Below are 18100 nucleotides of genomic sequence, written 5' to 3' on the forward strand. Positions count from 1 at the left end.
CGTGGTGCTCCTCGTCTCGAATGATTACGACCCCGACCGGATGTGGCGGAGTCAACAAGACGAGTCTGGCGGCCCCATGATGCACAAACAATGACACCGAAGCCCAGGAATCACGCATCGAAAATGGGCGCAGAGCACAATCAAGAGGAGGCGGCGTCGAGTTCCGCCGACGCGAGCGCCAAGGAAAGCTCCAGGTAGCAGCGTTGCCCTTCGAGGGGACGGCCGAGCAGTCCGGTGATGCGGTGCAACCGGTTGATGACGGTGTTGCGATGGCAGTGCAACCGCGACGCCGCGTGGGCCGCCGATCGATTCTCCGCCAGCCACACCGTCAGCGTGTGGAGCAGGACCTCGCGCTCCTTGTCCGGCAGCGCGAGCAGCGGACCGAGCACATGCTGTCGCAATCGTGCGGCGAGATCCGGTTCCCGGACCAGCAGCGCCTCGGGATAGCGCTCCTCCAGCGACACCAACCGCGCCCCACCAGCAGGTATCGTCTCCAAGGCGAGCAGGGCCAGTGCATGCGCGACGGCTACCTGCGCCAGTCCCGGTACGGCTGGCGACGCGCCCGCCCGCCCCCGCAGCTGTGGCCGCACATTCCGCAGCGCGGTGTCACTCGAGCAGGACTCCAGCGACACCAATCCGACGGTCGTGTCGACTCGGTCATGCCACACCGAACGAATACCCGACGCCGCCAAGGCCGCCTCCGCGCCGGTGTGCAGCGGCCTGCCGTCGCCGCGAGCGGCCACCACCAGGTATTCGCCCTGGGCAGGCAGATTCAGTTCGCGCGCCACGCGGGCGGCGAACGCCGCATCGAGTGCGCGCCCTGCCAGTACGTCTTCGATCAGCGCGTGCCGGCGCCGCTCATCGCGACGTACCTGCTCGAGCTCGGTCTTGCGGTAGGAGGTGACCAGCGCCGAGGACAGCCCATCGACCACCGCCCACATTGCGGTACCCGCCTCCTGCAACTCCCGTGGACCCACGTTCTCGGCGCGGTCGAGCAACGCTGCCCAGATGATCCCGCCACCGAGCCGAAACGTCCGCAACATCGCCTCCAACGGCACACCCTGCTCGGCGCGGTGCCTGCCGATGGTGGCCGCAACATCGTCCACTTCGGGATCAGCGATCCTGCCGCCGAGTAGATCCAGGATGCGGGTGAGGTAGCACCTGCACCCGTCGCGCAGATCGTCGCGGGGAACCGAGGTGTAATCGGTCCATTCCGGGTTGTCGGTGAAGATCGCCGAGATCAGACGCTCGGTCAGCGACGCAACGTCGGCATGGCACGCCTCGGCGAGCCTGCGCGTGCCGGAGGTCGACAGGATCGAATGAGGCGTGCCCATGAACCCACGCTACTGACCACCCGCTGTCGAGATCAGCGAGGGACCTGTCGATGACCGAGCGGCCGCAGGTTCGCGCCGTGGAATAGGTCACTGGACGCCGTGCCATTTCCCCGAAACCAGGCAGCAGCGGGCACTCGCCAACTTTTGGATGAGGTCTACCGTCAGGAAACGTGCATAGAATCGGTGCGATGTCCGACTCGCATGCAGACGCACCGAAGATACACCGGGATACCGGGGACCCCGCGCCGGTGCGGCGCGAGTTCACCGGTGAACCGCCCACCGGAGGTGACCTGGAGGCGGCAATCGCTCGACAGGTGCGCGCGTTGCGCAAGGCCAGAGGGCTCTCGGTTGCCGAAATGGCAACCTTGGTCGGCATCTCCAAGGCCATGCTGTCGAAGATCGAGAACGCCCAGACCTCGTGCAGTCTGTCCACGTTGGCGCGGCTTGCCGCGGGCCTCGATGTCCCGGTGACCTCACTGTTCCGTGGAGCGGACACGGCCAGAGAAGCGGTGTACGTGCCCGCAGGCCATGGCGCGGTCATCGTCGGGCGAGGCACGCGGGTCGGCCACCACTACGAGTTGCTCGGGTCGCTGCGTGGACAGCACAAGCGGCTGGAACCGGTGGTTGTGACGCTGACCAACGCCAGCGAGGTCTTCCCCCGTTTCCAGCATGCCGGCACCGAACTGCTGTACATGCTCGAAGGCGTCATGGTGTACGGCCACGGAGATGCCGAATACACATTACGTCCAGGCGATTCGCTGCTGCTCGACGGCGAGGGCATCCATGGCCCCAACGACTTGGTGCGGCTGCCGATACGTTTTCTCGCCGTGACCGCCTACCCGGACAATCACACCGAAGAGTGATCGCTGCGCCGCACGAGAGCTTGCGGCCGCGCGGGCCGACACTCGGATCGGCAATTCTTCCATCGAGAATCACTGTCTCATTAGGATAGACAGCTAGCCGGAACCAGGATTCCGCACCCGGTCGGTCCGCCCGATCCGGGCGCGCGGCGCTCTCTTCCGTTCTTGAAATGCGCCACTGCACTTCTCGCGCTCACGTCGTCACCGGAACATCACCGTTTCGTAATGCTGTTGTAATCATTAGTATGTTTCATAGTATGAAACAACGATCTACAACAAGAAACAGGTCCGCTGTGACAGAAACCCATAGCTACGTAATCGTCGGCGGCGGCCTGGAAGGCCTGGCCATCGCTTGGTCGCTGGCCGATCGCGGCGAGACCGATGTAGTCGTGCTCGAACGCGGCACGCTGTGCTCGGGTATGACCGGCAAGTCCAGCGGCGTCGTGCGCTGCCACTACGGCGCGCCCTCGCTGGCCGCGATGTCCTGGTATGGAAACGACGTCTTTGCCAGGGCCGGCGAGATCCTGGACGACGACCTGGGATTTCAACAGTGCGGCTATGTCGTCGGCGTCGCCGCGAACAATATCGAGCCGCTGCGAGCGAACGTGGCGATGATGCAGGGAGTCGGCGTCGACGTGCAACTCATCGATCACGACACGATGGGATCCCTCTGGCCCGGCCTGAACCTGGAGGATTTCGCGGCTTTCGCCTACGAGCCGCGCGGCGGACGGGGCGAGGCCTACCTGGCCGGGATGGGGTTCGCCGCTGCGGCGCGCAAGCGTGGTGTGCGGATCCGCCAGTCCACGCCGGTCGCGTCGCTGCTGCAGCACGCATCGGGAACGGTGTACGGCGTCGTTCTCGCCGACGGCACCGAAATCCACAGTGAGACGGTCATTCTCGCCGCAGGGCCATGGACTTCCGCCCTCGCCGCGGGGGCGGGTGTCGAGCTGGATATCAAAGCGCAGCGGGCCCAGCTGGTACTGATCGATCAGGGTGTGCCGACCCCGGTCGTCCCGGTCCTGTCCGACTTGTCGGGGCTGGCGTACATCTGTCGAGAGCCGAACGGGGAGCTCCTGGTGGGCAATTCGGACCACAGTGCGCCTGAGTACATCGACCCGGACCACTATGCGAACCGTGCCGACGAATCGACCATCGAGAAAGTGGTCGGCAAGCTGGGCCATCGACTGCCTGACATGCCCGACCCGCGCGTCACCAGCTCCTATGCCGGCGCCTACGACGTGACGCCCGACTACAACCCGATCATCGGGCCTGCCCCCGTCGACGGCCTGTTCCTGGCCGCTGGTTTCTCCGGGCACGGCTACAAGATCTCCCCCGCCGTAGGCAAACTGGTGGCCGATCTGGTCACCGACGGCAAAACCGACCTGCCGAACGTGAACCCCCGCGACTTCCGCTATGAGCGCTTCGCCGAAGGCGATCCGCTGGTCAGCTTGCACCCCTACGCGGGCGCCGGCGAAATGCGCTGAGCCCGACATTTTCCACCGCCGACCGACCACCACCCCTGGAGTTCGTCATGGCCATCGACACCGCACTCGTCCCGGAGACCATTACCGCCCCGAGCCTCGCCGAACTGGCGCGGGCCACCGACACCCGCTACATCCTGGCCCTGTTCGTCACACTATCGGGGAAGCCCTGCGCCAAACTCGTTCCCATCGAGGCCATCGACCAACTCGTCGAGGACGGTGCCGGCTTCGCCGGATACGCGGCGGGCACCATGGGCCAGCAGCCGCGCGACCCTGACCTCATCGCCGTACCGGATCCGGCATCCTTCACACCGATACCATTCGTACGTCCCGGCCTGGCACTGGTGCACTGCGACCCGCACGTCGAGGGCAAACCGTGGCCCTACGCACCGCGAAACATACTCGCCCAGATGCTCGAGCGGGCGGCCACACGCGGGCTCTCGGCGAAAGTGGGCGCCGAAGTGGAATACTTCCTCGTCCAGCGGGATGCCAACGGCGCGCTGCGGACCGCGGATGTCGCCGACACCAGCAAACAGCCGTGCTACGACGCGCGTGATGTCACCCGAATGTACGACCACCTCACTGAGGTTTCCGCCGCGATGAATGCCCTCGGCTGGGGAAATTACGCCAGCGATCACGAGGACGCGAACGGTCAGTTCGAGCAGAATTTCACCTATGCCGATGCGATGACCACCGCCGATCGGGTGATCACCGCCCGCTATCTGCTCTCGGTCATCGCCGAAAAGCGCGGGATGCAGGCCACCTTCATGCCCAAGCCGTTCGCCGACCGGACGGGTTCCGGCATGCACCTGCACCTGTCGCTCTGGCAGGACAACACTGCGCTGTTCCCCAGCACAGCCGACGAACGCGGCCTCGGACTGTCGCCCATCGCTTACTCGTTCATCGCGGGAATCCTCGAACACGCCTGTGCGCTGCAGGCGGTGCTGGCGCCGACGGTCAACTCGTACAAGCGCCTCGGCGCCACCTCGACCAGCAGCGGCGCCACCTGGTCGCCACGGCATGCCACCTACGGCGGCAATGATCGCACTCAGTATCTGCGGGTGCCCGACCATCATCGAGTGGAACTGCGCGGCGGGGATGGGTCGGCCAATCCGTACCTGGCCATCGCCGCCACACTCGCCGCCGGCCTGGACGGTATCGAACGCGAGCTCGATCCCGGCGCTCCTGGCGGGGACCAGCGACACCGCGACACGCTGCCCATGACTCTGCTGCACGCCATGGACGCGTTGGAGTCCGACCCCGTGCTCACCGGCGCGCTCGACAGCGCGGGCACCGGCGTGAGCACGTACTTCGCCCAGCTCAAGCGCGAAGAGTTCTTTGCCTGGCACAACAGTGTCTCCGCCTGGGAGATCGACCAGTACCTCACCGCCTTCTGAGGCGGATCCCACCGAGACGAGGAGTTCCAACATGTGTGGAATAGTCGGGCTGCATCTGCGCGATCCTGCGCTCTACCCGCAGCTCGGGACGCTGCTCACCGATATGCTCGATCAACTCTGCGACCGCGGACCGGATTCGGCGGGCATGGCCGTCTACGGCGATCCGGTGTGGTCGCCTCCGGGGGAATCCACCGTGTCGCTGCTGGATTCCGCGCTGCCGGCCACCGAATTGGCGGCGTCCCTGCGCGACGCACTGGGTGTCGCGGTGACCGGAATCGACCTCGCGCCCACCACGGTGCTGCACGCGCCCATCGACGCCACCGAACTCGCCCAGGCCGTGCTGCGCATCACCCCGTCCGCCCGCGTCATCGGGTTCGGCGCGGACCTGACCGTGGTCAAGGGCACCGGCAACCCGACCGAGCTGGCGCACCGCTTCGGCTTGCCCGGCGCCGCGGGTTGGCAGGGTGTCGCGCATACCAGGATGGCCACCGAATCCGCGGTGACCGCCGCCGGTTCGCACCCGTTCTCGGTGGGCCCGGATCAGTGCCTGGTGCACAACGGCTCGTTCGCCAACCACCAGAGCATCAAACATGAGCTGGAGCGCTCCGGCGTCGTTTTCGACAGTGACAACGACACCGAAGTGGGCGCCCGCTTCATCGCCGCGCAACTGGCCGCGGGCATGGATCTGGAGAAGGCGCTGCTTCTGCTCAACGAGCGGTTCGACGGCTTCTACACGCTGCTCGTCGCCAATTCCGAATCATTCGCGGTGCTGCGCGACCCGATCGCGTGCAAACCCGCCGTCATCGCCGAGACCGACAGCTGGGTCGCGATGGCCTCCGAGTATCGCGCACTGGCCAACCTGCCCGGCGTGCACGACGCCCGCATTTTCGAACCCGAACCGGAAGAGGTGTACCTGTGGCATCGGCAGTGAGCACTGTGGAAACCGTCCGAATGGACCTGCGCGAGTCCTCGGTACGGGAGATCAACGCGCTGCTGCACGGCTCCGCGGCGCCGCGCCGGGTCGCGGTCACCAATCCCCGCGGCGCCCACGCGCTCGCGTGCGGGCTCGACGACGACATCGAGGTCGCGATCGAGGGTCATGTCGGCTACTACTGCGCCGGGATGAACCAGCGCGCGTCGGTGACGGTGCACGGCAGTGCCGGGGTGGGTGTCGCGGAGAACATGATGTCGGGCACGGTCCGCGTCACCGGCGATGCCTCGCAGTCCGCGGGTGCCACCGCCCACGGCGGATTGCTGGTGATCGAGGGCAACGCCGCTGCGCGATGCGGCATTTCGATGAAGGGCGTCGACATCGTGGTCGGTGGCGACATCGGCCACATGAGCGCCTTCATGGGCCAGGCCGGGCGCTTGGTGGTCTGCGGCGATGCCGGCGAGGCGCTCGGCGATTCGCTCTACGAGGCCCGCATCTACGTCCGCGGCACCGTGGCCTCCCTCGGCGCGGACTGCGTGGCCAAGCCGATGCGCGACACGCATCTGGCCGAGCTGCGTGAGCTGCTCACCGCCGCGGGCATGGCCGCCGATCCAGCCGAATTCACCCGCTACGGCTCGGCCCGCAGCCTCTACAACTTCCATGTCGACAACGTCGGCGCCTACTGACCGCTGATCAGGAGACCACCCATGCACAACCGAGCGGTACCCGATCCGGTGCTCCGCGAGTCGGCCACCTTCCCGCGCACCGTGATCGCGGAAATCCAGCGTGCCGCGGAAACCGGCATCTACGACATCCGCGGCTGGGGAGCCAAACGCCCGCTGCCGCATTTCGACGACCTGCTGTTTCTCGGCGCGTCCATGTCCCGCTATCCGCTCGAAGGCTATCGGGAACGGTGCGACACCGACGTGGTGCTGGGCGATCGGCACGCGAAATTCCCACTGCACCTGGATATTCCGGTCACCATCGCCGGGATGAGCTTCGGCGCCCTGTCCGGTGCCGCCAAGGAGGCACTCGGCCGCGGCGCCAGCGAGGTGGGCACTTCGACGACCACCGGCGACGGCGGCATGACGCCCGAAGAGCGCGGCCAGTCCAAACACCTGGTCTACCAGTACCTTCCGTCGCGCTACGGGATGAATCCCGACGACCTGCGCAAGGCCGACGCCATCGAGGTCGTGCTCGGTCAGGGCGCCAAGCCCGGTGGCGGCGGCATGCTGCTCGGTCAGAAGATCACCGAGCGGGTCGCGCACATGCGTACCCTGCCGCAGGGCGTCGACCAGCGCTCGGCGTGCAGGCATCCGGACTGGACCGGACCGGACGACCTGGCCATCAAGATCATCGAACTGCGCGAGATCACCGACTGGGAGAAGCCGATCTACGTCAAAGTCGGTGCCACCCGCACCTACTACGACGTCAAGCTGGCGGTGAAGGCAGGCGCCGACGTCGTGGTGGTCGACGGGATGCAGGGCGGCACGGCCGCGACACAGGACGTCTTCATCGAGCACGTCGGCATTCCGACCCTGGCCGCGATTCCGCAGGCCGTGCAGGCGCTGCAGGAACTCGGCGTGCACCGCCAGGTGCAGCTCATCGTCTCCGGCGGCATCCGCAGCGGCGCCGATGTGGCCAAAGCCATGGCGCTCGGCGCCGACGCGGTCGCCATCGGCACGGCCGCGCTCATCGCCCTGGGCGACAACAGCCCCCGCTACGCCGAGCAGTACGCCGCCCTCGGCTCGGCCGCCGGCTTCTACGACGACTTCCAAGACGGTCGCGACCCAGCCGGAATCACGACGCAGGACCCGGAATTGGCGAGCAACCTGGACCCGGTCACAGCGGGCCGTCGCCTGGCCAACTACCTGCGCGTGCTCACCATGGAAGCACAGACCCTGGCCAGGGCCTGCGGCAAGTCGCACTTGCGCAATCTCGAGCCCGAAGACCTCGTGGCGCTCACCGTGGAGGCCGCCGCCATGGCGCGGGTGCCCCTGGCCGGGACCAGCTGGATTCCCGGTCGCCTCTGAGACACCGCTCTGCTTCCCGCACATCGAGTTGCCCGCGCGGCCAGTGCGGGAAGCAGGGCGTACGTGGACCAAGGAGCCACTGCCGTTGCTATGAGAAGGAGGAGTCACCGATGACCTTCGACGCCCTGTGGGAGTCGATCCTCGATGTCGGCCAGGAGCCCTCGACCGGCGGCTACCGCCGGTTCGCGTGGAACGACGCCGACTTGACGCTGCGGGAATGGTTCCGCGATTGCGCGAGTCAGCGCGCCATGACCACCGAAGAAGACCGCAACGGCAACCTCTGGGCCTGGTGGATGCCCGCGGGCTGGCACGGCGATCCCAAGGATGCATTCGTCACCGGATCGCATCTGGATTCGGTGCCCGACGGTGGCGCGTATGACGGACCGCTCGGCGTGGTCTCCGCCTTCGCCGCTGTCGATCTCGTCCGCGCCCGCGGGATCGTGCCGACCAGACCGATCGCGGTAGTTGCCTTCTCCGACGAGGAAGGCGCTCGATTCGGCGTCGCCTGCGTCGGTTCGCAACTGAGTACCGGAGCGTTGAAACCCGAACGCGCACTGGCACTGCGCGACGCCGACGGCATCAGCCTCGGCGAAGCGCTTACCAAAGCCGGGCGCGACCCGCGTCACCTCGGCCCGGATCACACGCTGACCGAACGGGTCGGCGTCTACGTGGAGCTGCACGTCGAGCAGGGCCGCGCCTTGGATCTGATGGAGCATCCGATCGCCGTCGCCTCCTCGATCTGGCCGCACGGCCGCTGGCTGTTCACCTTCACCGGCGAGGCCAACCACGCGGGCGCCACCCGTCTGGTCGACCGCCGCGACCCGATGCTCGCCTACGCCACGACGGTCCACACCGCACGCCGCGCCGCCGAAGTACACGAAGCGGTAGCCACTTTCGGCAAGCTCCGAGTACTCCCGAACGGCGCCAACGCCATCCCCTCGGAGATCCGGGCGTGGCTCGACGCCCGCGCCGCCGACGAGGACACCCTCGCCCGCCTGGTCGAGCACATCAGCGCCGAGGCGCGGGCTCAGTCCACCCGCGACAACATCGGCCTGCACATCGAAGCCGAATCCGTCACTCCCATCGTCGAATTCCCACCGGAGCCGCGCGCCCGCATCATTCGCGCCCTCCGCTGGCTCGATGACGTCCCCGTCCTGCCCACCGCCGCCGGCCACGACGCGGGGATCCTCTCCGCCAAGGTTCCCACCGCGATGTTGTTCGTCCGCAACCCGACCGGCGTCTCGCACTCTCCCGCCGAATACGCAAGCCCCGAGGACTGCCGCTCGGGTGCCGAAGCACTTGCCGACGTGATGGCCGATTACGTAAGCTGACGCGTTCCGACGCAAGAACCCACTGCGACCCGCGAGTCGGCAGTGGGTTCTTGCGTGTATGACATTTTCAGCCCGATGTCGTCCGTGCAGCTCGGCCAAGGGCGGCCTGCTGCAATGAGTTCCGGCTGGGTCGTTTGTCTGTTCTGGTGCGCGTCGACCACGGGCGGCCGGCCGCGACAACGGACAGCCATCGGAATCCCGATAGGGCCGAAACTCGGGGATTCATCGACGTTCCCACAACACGGTCACGAAGCCGAGACCTGCCGAGTCAGACGCTGAGTCTCCGGTGCGTAGGGTGCCGGCGCCACCCGAGCCCGAATGGTGGTCTGTTCATGTCGCTCGACCTGTGGCTTCCGGGAGCCGCCACCGGGCTCACCCCACGTCAACGTGACTTCGGAGCCCAGCGTCGCTTGCCCTCGGCCCAGCAGGGCCAGCGAAATCACGTCTCCGAGCGGACGCTGATAGGCGGCGTGGCGGGACACCCCGATGAACTCCCCAGCTGCGGAGCGCACTTCGTCGAACTGGTTCCATGCGTAGGTGACGTTGGGAAAGTCGATCGACTTGTAGCGCGGACCCGACCCGAACTGCGACTTGACGATGCGCTGTACATCGTCTTGATTCCAGACGAGGGTCACCTTCTCGCGCTTGGACTCGTCCGCGATCTTCAGCAGTGCCTCGCGGCCATGAAAATCGTGATCGAACTTGATGACGTTTTGGTAGCCGAAGTCATACGGCGTGGCGTAGTAGTCGCTGAGGTCGTCTGTCTGAAAGCTCCCGCCGAGCTCGGTGTGAACTTCGAAAGTCGAGGCAGGCAGGTGCCTGCGGTAGTCGGCCAAGGCCGGATCGGTGAAAATCGCGGGAACCGGATAGGGGATCCATCCGCTGTGGATATTGCTGTAATACGCATCCATTCCCATGGGTTCGAGACCGAAATCTTGGCCGGCGCTCAGGATGAACGACCGGACATCTGTTTCTTCTTCGAAGGGGCCCGACAACTCGACAGCGAAAGAGCCCGTCATTCCGTGCCGCAACGCCAGGACATCTCGGCCGTTGATGCGTACCTGACGTGTGCGGAAAAACGGAACTTCCGGCGCGCCACCCTCGACAATGGAATCAAAAATCTCTCTTGCGTTCAGCCCGGCAAGCTCGAAACGGTATCTGATGCGTCGGCCCGACGGGTTGATGTTCGATGCGTCGTCCCTGAGGATTTCGACGTCGAAATCGCCGATGCCGGCTTGGTAGGAAACCCAGTTCAGAACTGGTGCGCCACTGACCAATTCGAAACTTTCCTTGCCGTGGCGATAGAGAATGCAGTCACCGATCAAGTGCCCGCTCGGCGTGCACGCGATGAACTGCTTTGCCCGATCGAGCGCGAATTTCTCGAACGTGTTGACCGCGACCGACCGGAGCAGGTCGAACGCGCCGGGTCCCTCGAGAAAGAGCCCGGGCATGTTGTGCGACTGATGCAGCAGCACCGCCGTTTCCGATGCCGCGTCCTGCTCGTCGCGCCAGTTCGAGAATGCTGAGGGGATGGGAGACCTTCCCCCGCCTCTTCCCGCCCGGGACGAGTGCACCGGCCGCGTGTCGTTGTACAAGAAATCAACAAGATTCGGAGTCTTATCGATGAAGTCTTGGAGGCTGTCGAAATTGCTGGTCATTGGTCGATCTCCTGATTCAGGCTTCCGGAACTCGTCACGTCCGGTCTTCGTCGGTCGCCGGGCTGCCCCGTCGGCGGGCGGGCCAGAACACACCTCAGGAAGCGGCCTTCTTCATTACTGTCATGGTCACTCCGAGGCAGATGATGCCTAGTACGGTCCACGCCCCCAGATAAGCCGCGACCAGGCCGCTGCCATTGGTTGTGGCGAGCAGAGACGGCACGACAATGGCCGCGAGACCACTGCCGAGCAGGCCCGTCATCATGTAGGTCAAACCCGCGCCGGTATAACGTATTTCGACGTCATACATCTCGGCGAACCAGGGGCTCAGGGTCGCCAGCGAAATCCCGACGGGTATGAGGCCGACCACAACAGCCACGGTGATCAGAACCGGACTCTTCGTTTCCAGAAGTCTGACCGTAGGAAACGCCCAGATAAGGATGCCCAGCAGGCTGACCAGAACGGGGAGCCGCGGGCCGCGCCGGTCGGAAACTTTTGCCGCATAGGGTATTACGGACATCATAGCGATATTGCCGATGATGACCGCGATGAGCAGGGTGTTCCGACTGACACCGAGACTCGATCCGTAGGAGAGAATGAATGTGGTGAACATGAAATACCCCAGACCACCCGGTATACCGATGGCGGACCCGAGCAGAAGCTGCCGCCAGGATTTCCGGAACATTTCCAGAATGGGGAAACGCGCGATCTTCTTGCTTTCATTGGCCGCCTCGAATTCAGGGCTTTCCGGCACTCGAGCGCGCAGGTACAGACCGACGACGATCAACACCGCACTGAACAGGAACGGCACTCGCCAGCCCCAACTGTCGAAAGAAGGCGAGTCCAGCAGCAGCGACGGAACCAGCAACACGGCCGTCGAGAGAATGAAGCCGAGCGGCGCTCCCAACTGGGGAAGACTGCCGTAGAACGCGCGCTTGCTCGGCGGTGCGAATTCTACGGCCATCAGGAGCGCCCCGCCCCATTCGCCGCCGACCGCCATGCCCTGCAGCAAGCGAAAGACGAAGAGTGCCAACGGAGCCCAGATCCCGATCGCCGCATAGTTCGGCAGCAACCCCACAGCGAAGGTCGCGGCCCCCATCAGCACCAATGAGATCACCAACAGCTTCTTGCGTCCCACCCGGTCACCGAAATGGCCGAACAGGATGCTCCCGATGGGTCGCGCCAGGTAGCCGACCGTAATTGTCGACAGGGCGGCAATTGTCTGGGCAGTACCCGAGATCGAGGGGAAATAATGTTTTGAGAAGATCAGTGCTGCGGCTGTGGCGTACAGAAAGAAGTCGTACCACTCCAGGGTGGTTCCGACCACCGTGGATATTGCCACTCGTCGCAACGGGGCGGATTTCTCCTGGGGCTTTGCAGCGATTTCGGTCAAGTGTCCATCCTTCGCGAGGCGCGTACATGCGGGAGAGTTGAGACCTCGAACTGGAGCACGAAGGGGTCCGTTTCGAGGCCCCTGCCAGATCAGGGTTCAGCGCTCCTTTGTACTTAATACTCTGTATGACAATACCCCCCCGATAGGCATAGTGTCCACACTCACATCGTCAGAATATTGACACAAGAGACGAGGTCTGAGCACCGCCGAGCCGGCACTTCCCGCAATGCGGCCCACGAAGACACCCGCACCGCAGACAGTCAGCGCCAGCACGTCACGGCGCTACTCGAGTCATCAAGTCAACGAACCGATTACGGCTCGAGTTACATCCTCGGTGGCGGCGCCGCCACAGCGGTGAAGTACCGCACGACAGTCAGGGTGTCAATCACCTCGGACGCCAACATTATTCGGTGCGGCTGAATCCCCTGTCGGCTGCTGAACAGCCCATCCCCCGCTCCACCAGGCGTTTCGACTTCGACCGCAACGATTTCAGCATCGGGAACGGTTTCACGCTGCGGCGGGGCAGGAGTCAGCCGGACCATTGCTTGTTCTCGCCTATCGGGCGGGATTCATGGCATCAGCGGCCCCGCGGTACCGGGAAATGAATAGGAGAAGCCCCGCCCGGTCGCCATGAACCGGACGGGGCCGATGTCCCCCAACGAACGCCGTTGGGTTCTTCCCGCCACCTACTTGGCCGGCACGACCGGCGGCTGGTTGATGGTGGTGAAGTACTGAATCGCCGCACCGATCGTGACGGGTGCGGTCACCAGGATCTGGCCTGCGAGGACGCCGAGCGCGCCGACGGCGACGATGCCACCGAGGCAGCCGATCGCCGCCGCTGGGATGAACGCGCCGAACAGGCCGATGATGGCCGCCGAGGCAACCGTCGCGCCGGCGATACCGCCGAGCACACAGCCCACCGCACCGCCACCGATGCCGCCGATCAAAGTGCCGATGGTGGCGCCCATGCTGATAGTGCTCGTCAAGCGGGTCCAGGCGGCCTGCTCACGGTCGTATTCGTTCTTCCAGGGCGCCTTGTCCTCGAAGGGCAGGGCCACCGGCTTGTAGGTGGCTTTGGCAACATCGAGCTGCGGGGTCAGGGTCGCGGTCCGGTCCGCGATATCGGCGACGATCGGGAATTCGAATTCGTCGAGGCGGAACTTCAGTGGCGTGCCCGCCACCACGGTGCCGTCGGCCGCCTTGACCTCGAACAGTCCGTTCTCGATGACCATCGACCCACCATCGATCTCGATGATGGACTGCGAATCGGTGGACCTGGCCGTGAAATTGATCGCGCCGTCGTTCGGTGGGGCGGCATCGGCGGCGCCCGCGGAGGCAGCGAGGGAGGCGATCACCAGGGTGCCCGACACCAGCGGCGCCATGGCGAACTTTGCGAACTGCATTTCTTGTACTTTCTGTCGTCGGAATGGAATCCGTGGTGCGGTAGTCGCTGTGGGTGGGCACGGCAGCATGGAGTTCGAGCGGTACCCACGAGACCCCGCTGAAGATCTGTGGTTCGGTAGTGCGGATCGTTCGCTGCTTTCAGTGCCTCCGGTGGTCGCTACTCGGTAACGGGATAGTGGCCGGGGATCTACACGTTTCGGTATCCACGGCCATTCAATTGGTTACGGGAAACTCGATTGCCTGCGCCGTAGCTGCGCCGATTTTTATGACCGCGGTGCGAGTGCGCTCCGCGCGGACAGAATTCCGGCGATGAGGAAGTTATGAGTACCCGCCGCTGAGGTGGCGGGGGCCAAGATCGCCGCCAATAGCCGGTGTGTGTCGGATCGTGCGTTTTCGGCGGTCTCGATCGCCCTTCGATTCCTGTCGGCAATTTGATCGAATCGCTTATGGGCGACGAGTGGAAGACATTCCCGAACCGCCCCGGTATGGTGCGATAATTCGAGATCTCGAACAGGATCGACTGCTCATGACAGTCAGGGATTCGGTCGATCTACATTATCGATCGAACGATATTATGTGGCTTTCGGAGTCCGATCGGCGGTCGGCCGTTCGCACCTCTCCCATGCTCGCCGGTGGATGCAAAGACACGGCGGTAGATGATGGACCGATGAAACTGCGGAGAATATCTGTTGAGCGGTTCACTCCAGCATGGTTCCGGCCACTGTATATATTGCCACTCGTCGCAACGGGGCGGACTTCTCCTGGGAATTCGCAACGATTTCGGTCAAGTGTCCCTCCTTCGCCAGAGCCGGTTCAACTCCTTTGTGCTTAATACTCTGTATGACAATACCTCTCGAGAGGTGTAGTGTCCACACTCACATCGTCAGAAAATTGACACAGGAGACGAGCCCTGACAACCGCCGAGCCGCAATACGACCCATACGAAGACACCCGCAGCACAGAAAGTCCAGAGCCTCAACACGTCGGGGCGTAAAGCGTCGATTCATCAAGTCAACGAACCGATTACGGCTCGGGTTACATCCTCGGTGGTCGCGCTACCACCGAGGTCTCGAGTCTTTGGCAGATCCGGATCAGAAAGAACGGTGCGTACTGCCCGCTCGACGCTTTCGCACAGCGCGACCTCGCCCATATGCCGCAACATCATCGCTGCACTCAGAATTGCCGCCAGTGGGTTGGCGATCCCCTGGCCAGCGATGTCGGGCGCCGATCCGTGCACTGGCTCGAAATATGACGCCCCACCACCGATACACGCAGAGGCTGCCAAACCGAGCCCGCCGACAACCCCGGCAGCGACGTCGGAAAGGATGTCCCCGAAGCAGTTTGTGGCAAGGATGACGTCGAATTCTTCGGGCCGCAGCACCAGCTCCATGGCGCAGGCGTCGACGTTGCGGAATTCCAGTTCGACGTCGTCGAAGTCTCCAGCGACTCGGCGGACGACGTCGAGGAAAAGGCCATCGCTTGCCGGCAGCGCCGAGATCTTGTGAATAGCAGTGACTTTGCCGCGCCGTTGTCGCGCAGAGGCGAACGCCAGTTCTGCGACTTTGGTCGATGCCGCTCTGGTCACGACTCGGTGGGCGTGGCATTCGTCATTGCCGTGCCATGTTTCCAGTCCCGCGTACAGCCCTTCCCGTGCTTCTCGCACCACCAGAAGATCGACGCCGCCACTGCGTGCGGCTACGCCGGCAAAATTCTTCGACGGCCGCAGACTGCCCCAGATACCCAACTGCTGACGCAAGATCAGAATCGGCTGAGCTACGCCCGCCGGGAATCGGGCCGCATCGATTGCCCCGACAAGCACGCCATCCGCAGCTTTGGCCGACTCGACGGTTGCCGCAGAAAGGGCCTGGCCGCTCTGCTGCCAGTACTCGAACCCGGCTCGATGTACTTCGACCTCGAGGTCGAAGGTGGCGGTCCGATCCGCCAGTGCCCGTAGCACTTCGACTGCCGCGTCGACCACTTCCGGTCCGATGCCATCACCTGGAATGACGCAGATCCTGCGGTGACGTCCACTGTGAGTGCCTTCGGGCATGGCCTCGACTACTTTCTTTCGTGGTTCGCCCTCAGTCGAGGGCTGACCGGAGGTGTGCGTAATTGGTGGCAGTGGTTCGTTCAGCGCGGGGCCTCTTGCGGGACGCGGGTCTGGCGCGCGCGATAGGCGCAGGCAGCCACGACAACGGTCCCGAGTGAAGTAACCGGTACCCAGATCGCCGACGCGGGGGATGTATGGGCAAGTAGTCCGCCGAGCGCGGCCCCGGCCACCAAAGAGATCAGGCCGGCCGCCGCACCGTTCTCGGTGGTCGTAAATCGCCGCCACCTGACGATCGCTTCGATGAGGGTCGTCAAAGCCCCGGTCATGTACGTGGTCGAGACGGTCACCCTGATGCCGCGGACCGCGGCGCCTTGCATTCCCATGGTGAAGGCCGCGCACGCGAGGACGGCCCAGTTGGTCCTGGTGCCGAAGTCGCCACCGGCGGCTGTCCAGCCGGCGGCCAAGGCGAGCAGCAGCGACAGCTGCACCCCGAGTACGCGCGTCACCGCCCGCGGCCAAACTCCCGGGTCGCGGTCGTCGGTGAGCCGATGCAACAGGGCGCTTCCTACGGCGCCACCCACCGCGTAGCCGAGTATCGCCGCACCGACCAGTGCCAGCGCAGCTCCCGACTGCGTGCCCACAGCTAGTCCGAGCAGAACCAGATTCCCGGTCATGACGCTGGGAAACGCCTCACCCACGGCGACGAGGACGCTGGCGTCGAGCGCCCCCGTTCCCACCGTGAGGAGCATGACGAGGTATACGACGGGAAACTTGGACGGATCATCGCCCCTCGCAGGACGAGTCACCCGGTCCGTTCCATGATCCGACATCCCGATATCGCGCGAACCCGACGCCTCGGCGTTGATCTTCTCGAGCTGTTCGCCATTCACAACCATTCGGTCTCCCGCGTACCTGATGTGCGAGTCTCGCTCGCCACGACGGTCGTCGATCGCGCGAGACTGAACCCGTGCTGGTAGATGCTTTGCGGCCACGATTTCTGGGTATGCCGTACCGGCCGAAGCTCTGAATTGCTACTTTGTAGTACAAATATTGACTTGTCAAGCCCAGTCCTACAAGATCCAACTGGATCCGGACCGCGCTGGGACCTCTCCCGGTAGCAATCGCTCAAGGTAGTACTCGCTCGAGCACGAAAGGCTTCGCTGCTGCTATGCCATACCTGCGTCCAGATGACCTGAAGCTATTGGTGACCCGCATCTTCGAGGCGGCGGATACACCGTCGGACCTCGCCGAAGACGTCGCCGAAATACTGATCGACAACCACCTGGCCGGCCACGATTCACACGGTGTCCTCCGCGTCGACCTTTACCTGAAGTGGATCGAACTCGGTCGTATCGTGCCGCGAGCACGGCCAGAGATCGTTCACCGCACAACAACAACAGCTCTGATTCGCGGCCACCGCGGATTCGGGCACCCCGCGGCACTGCTGGCCACTGATCTCGCCACCTCGATGGCACTGGAAAACGGGACGGCCGCAGTGGGGGTGGTGGAAATCGGCCATACCGGCCGACTGGCAGCCTTCACCGACCGTGCGGCGCGCAAGGGGGTGGCCATGTTCATGACCGTGGGCAACGGCGGCCCGTCGATGACTGTGCCTTTCGGGGGCGCGCAGGCTTCGCTCGGGACCAACCCGATTTCGTTTTCGGTTCCCCGCGAACCGAACGACCCCATCTCGTTGGACTTCGCGACATCCGCCATCGCCAATGGCAAGGTGATGCTGGCAAGGGCAGAGGGTAAACAAGTACCGGAAAACTGCATCGTTCGGCAGGACGGTACGCCAACCACCGATCCCAACGATTACTTCGAAGGCGGCCACCTGCTGCCTTTCGGCGGCCACAAGGGATACGCCCTCGCGGTGGTCGCGGACATGTTGGCCGGACCGCTCACCGGGGCCGACCAGTACCCCGGTGCGGCCATGGAGACGGGACTGTTCATCTTCGCGGTCTCCGACTCGGCGTTCAGACCGCACGGCGACTACTCCTGCGCGGCCAATGACTTGGCCGCACGTATTACCCGGGTGCCGCCCGCGCCGGGCTTTGCGGAAGTGCTCCTGCCGGGCGATCCGGAAGCCCGGGTGCGAACAGAACGGCAGGCGACGGGAATACCTGTCGCCGAAACAACGTGGCAGGAGCTCAAAAAGATCGCGGCGCAGCTCGACCTCGACGCCGACGAAATCGCCGGCCTCAGTTGATCGCACGGCCATAGGCGACCGC

General features: G+C 64.5%; 14 protein-coding genes. 8 read left to right on the forward strand and 6 right to left on the reverse strand.

The annotated features are described in order from the left end of the window. Window positions 1–140: 140 nt before the first annotated feature. A complete protein-coding gene (locus ACT86A_RS17890) occupies window positions 141–1334 on the reverse strand; it encodes a PucR family transcriptional regulator (RefSeq protein ID WP_445093286.1) in 1194 nt (397 codons plus the stop codon). Between the two features lie 188 nt (window positions 1335–1522). On the opposite strand from ACT86A_RS17890, the gene ACT86A_RS17895 reads away from it, so the two are divergent. The 7 genes from ACT86A_RS17895 (at window position 1523) to ACT86A_RS17925 (ending at window position 9367) form a co-directional block, all read left to right on the forward strand. Next, window positions 1523–2197: a helix-turn-helix domain-containing protein gene (locus ACT86A_RS17895; RefSeq protein WP_445093287.1), complete on the forward strand. Its 675-nt coding sequence runs from the start codon at window positions 1523–1525 to the stop codon at window positions 2195–2197. A gap of 254 nt (window positions 2198–2451) precedes the next feature. Further along, window positions 2452–3678 (forward strand): NAD(P)/FAD-dependent oxidoreductase, encoded by a 1227-nt coding sequence (locus ACT86A_RS17900; protein ID WP_445093288.1) that lies wholly within the window; start codon window positions 2452–2454, stop codon window positions 3676–3678. Window positions 3679–3725: 47 nt separating this feature from the next. Next, window positions 3726–5072, forward strand: coding sequence for a type III glutamate--ammonia ligase (gene glnT / locus ACT86A_RS17905; protein WP_445093289.1), 1347 nt, complete (start codon window positions 3726–3728; stop codon window positions 5070–5072). A gap of 31 nt (window positions 5073–5103) precedes the next feature. Beyond that, entirely contained in the window at window positions 5104–6003 is a 900-nt protein-coding gene (locus tag ACT86A_RS17910; protein ID WP_445093290.1) for a class II glutamine amidotransferase, read from the forward strand. Window positions 6004–6023: 20 nt separating this feature from the next. Next, on the forward strand, window positions 6024–6689 hold the full coding sequence (locus tag ACT86A_RS17915) for a GltB/FmdC/FwdC-like GXGXG domain-containing protein (protein ID WP_445093341.1): 666 nt from the start codon (window positions 6024–6026) through the stop codon (window positions 6687–6689). A 21-nt stretch (window positions 6690–6710) separates the two neighbouring features. Continuing rightward, entirely contained in the window at window positions 6711–8036 is a 1326-nt protein-coding gene (locus ACT86A_RS17920) for an FMN-binding glutamate synthase family protein (RefSeq protein ID WP_445093291.1), read from the forward strand. Window positions 8037–8146: 110 nt separating this feature from the next. Further along, on the forward strand, window positions 8147–9367 hold the full coding sequence (locus ACT86A_RS17925; protein ID WP_445093292.1) for an allantoate amidohydrolase: 1221 nt from the start codon (window positions 8147–8149) through the stop codon (window positions 9365–9367). A gap of 245 nt (window positions 9368–9612) precedes the next feature. On the opposite strand, the gene ACT86A_RS17930 is transcribed toward ACT86A_RS17925, so the two are convergent. The 5 genes from ACT86A_RS17930 to ACT86A_RS17950 all read right to left on the reverse strand — a co-directional run bounded on the left by ACT86A_RS17930 (window position 9613) and on the right by ACT86A_RS17950 (window position 16765). Continuing rightward, on the reverse strand, window positions 9613–11025 hold the full coding sequence (locus ACT86A_RS17930) for a hypothetical protein (RefSeq protein ID WP_445093293.1): 1413 nt from the start codon (window positions 11023–11025) through the stop codon (window positions 9613–9615). A gap of 94 nt (window positions 11026–11119) precedes the next feature. Next, the gene (locus ACT86A_RS17935) at window positions 11120–12415 is read right to left on the reverse strand and encodes an MFS transporter (RefSeq protein ID WP_445093294.1); all 1296 of its coding nucleotides are present in this window, start codon (window positions 12413–12415) and stop codon (window positions 11120–11122) included. A gap of 686 nt (window positions 12416–13101) precedes the next feature. Further along, on the reverse strand, window positions 13102–13818 hold the full coding sequence (locus tag ACT86A_RS17940) for a DUF8020 domain-containing protein (protein WP_445093295.1): 717 nt from the start codon (window positions 13816–13818) through the stop codon (window positions 13102–13104). 1007 nt (window positions 13819–14825) lie between these two features. Then, window positions 14826–15869: an isocitrate/isopropylmalate dehydrogenase family protein gene (locus ACT86A_RS17945; RefSeq protein WP_445093296.1), complete on the reverse strand. Its 1044-nt coding sequence runs from the start codon at window positions 15867–15869 to the stop codon at window positions 14826–14828. 80 nt (window positions 15870–15949) lie between these two features. Continuing rightward, window positions 15950–16765: a YoaK family protein gene (locus ACT86A_RS17950; RefSeq protein ID WP_445093297.1), complete on the reverse strand. Its 816-nt coding sequence runs from the start codon at window positions 16763–16765 to the stop codon at window positions 15950–15952. Window positions 16766–17037: 272 nt separating this feature from the next. Here ACT86A_RS17950 and ACT86A_RS17955 point away from each other — a divergent pair, with 272 nt between their 5' ends. Next, window positions 17038–18078, forward strand: a complete 1041-nt coding sequence (locus ACT86A_RS17955) for an Ldh family oxidoreductase (RefSeq protein ID WP_445093298.1) — start codon at window positions 17038–17040, stop codon at window positions 18076–18078. The last annotated feature ends 22 nt before the right edge of the window (window positions 18079–18100 follow it).

This window comes from Nocardia glycosmidis, from assembly GCF_052545115.1.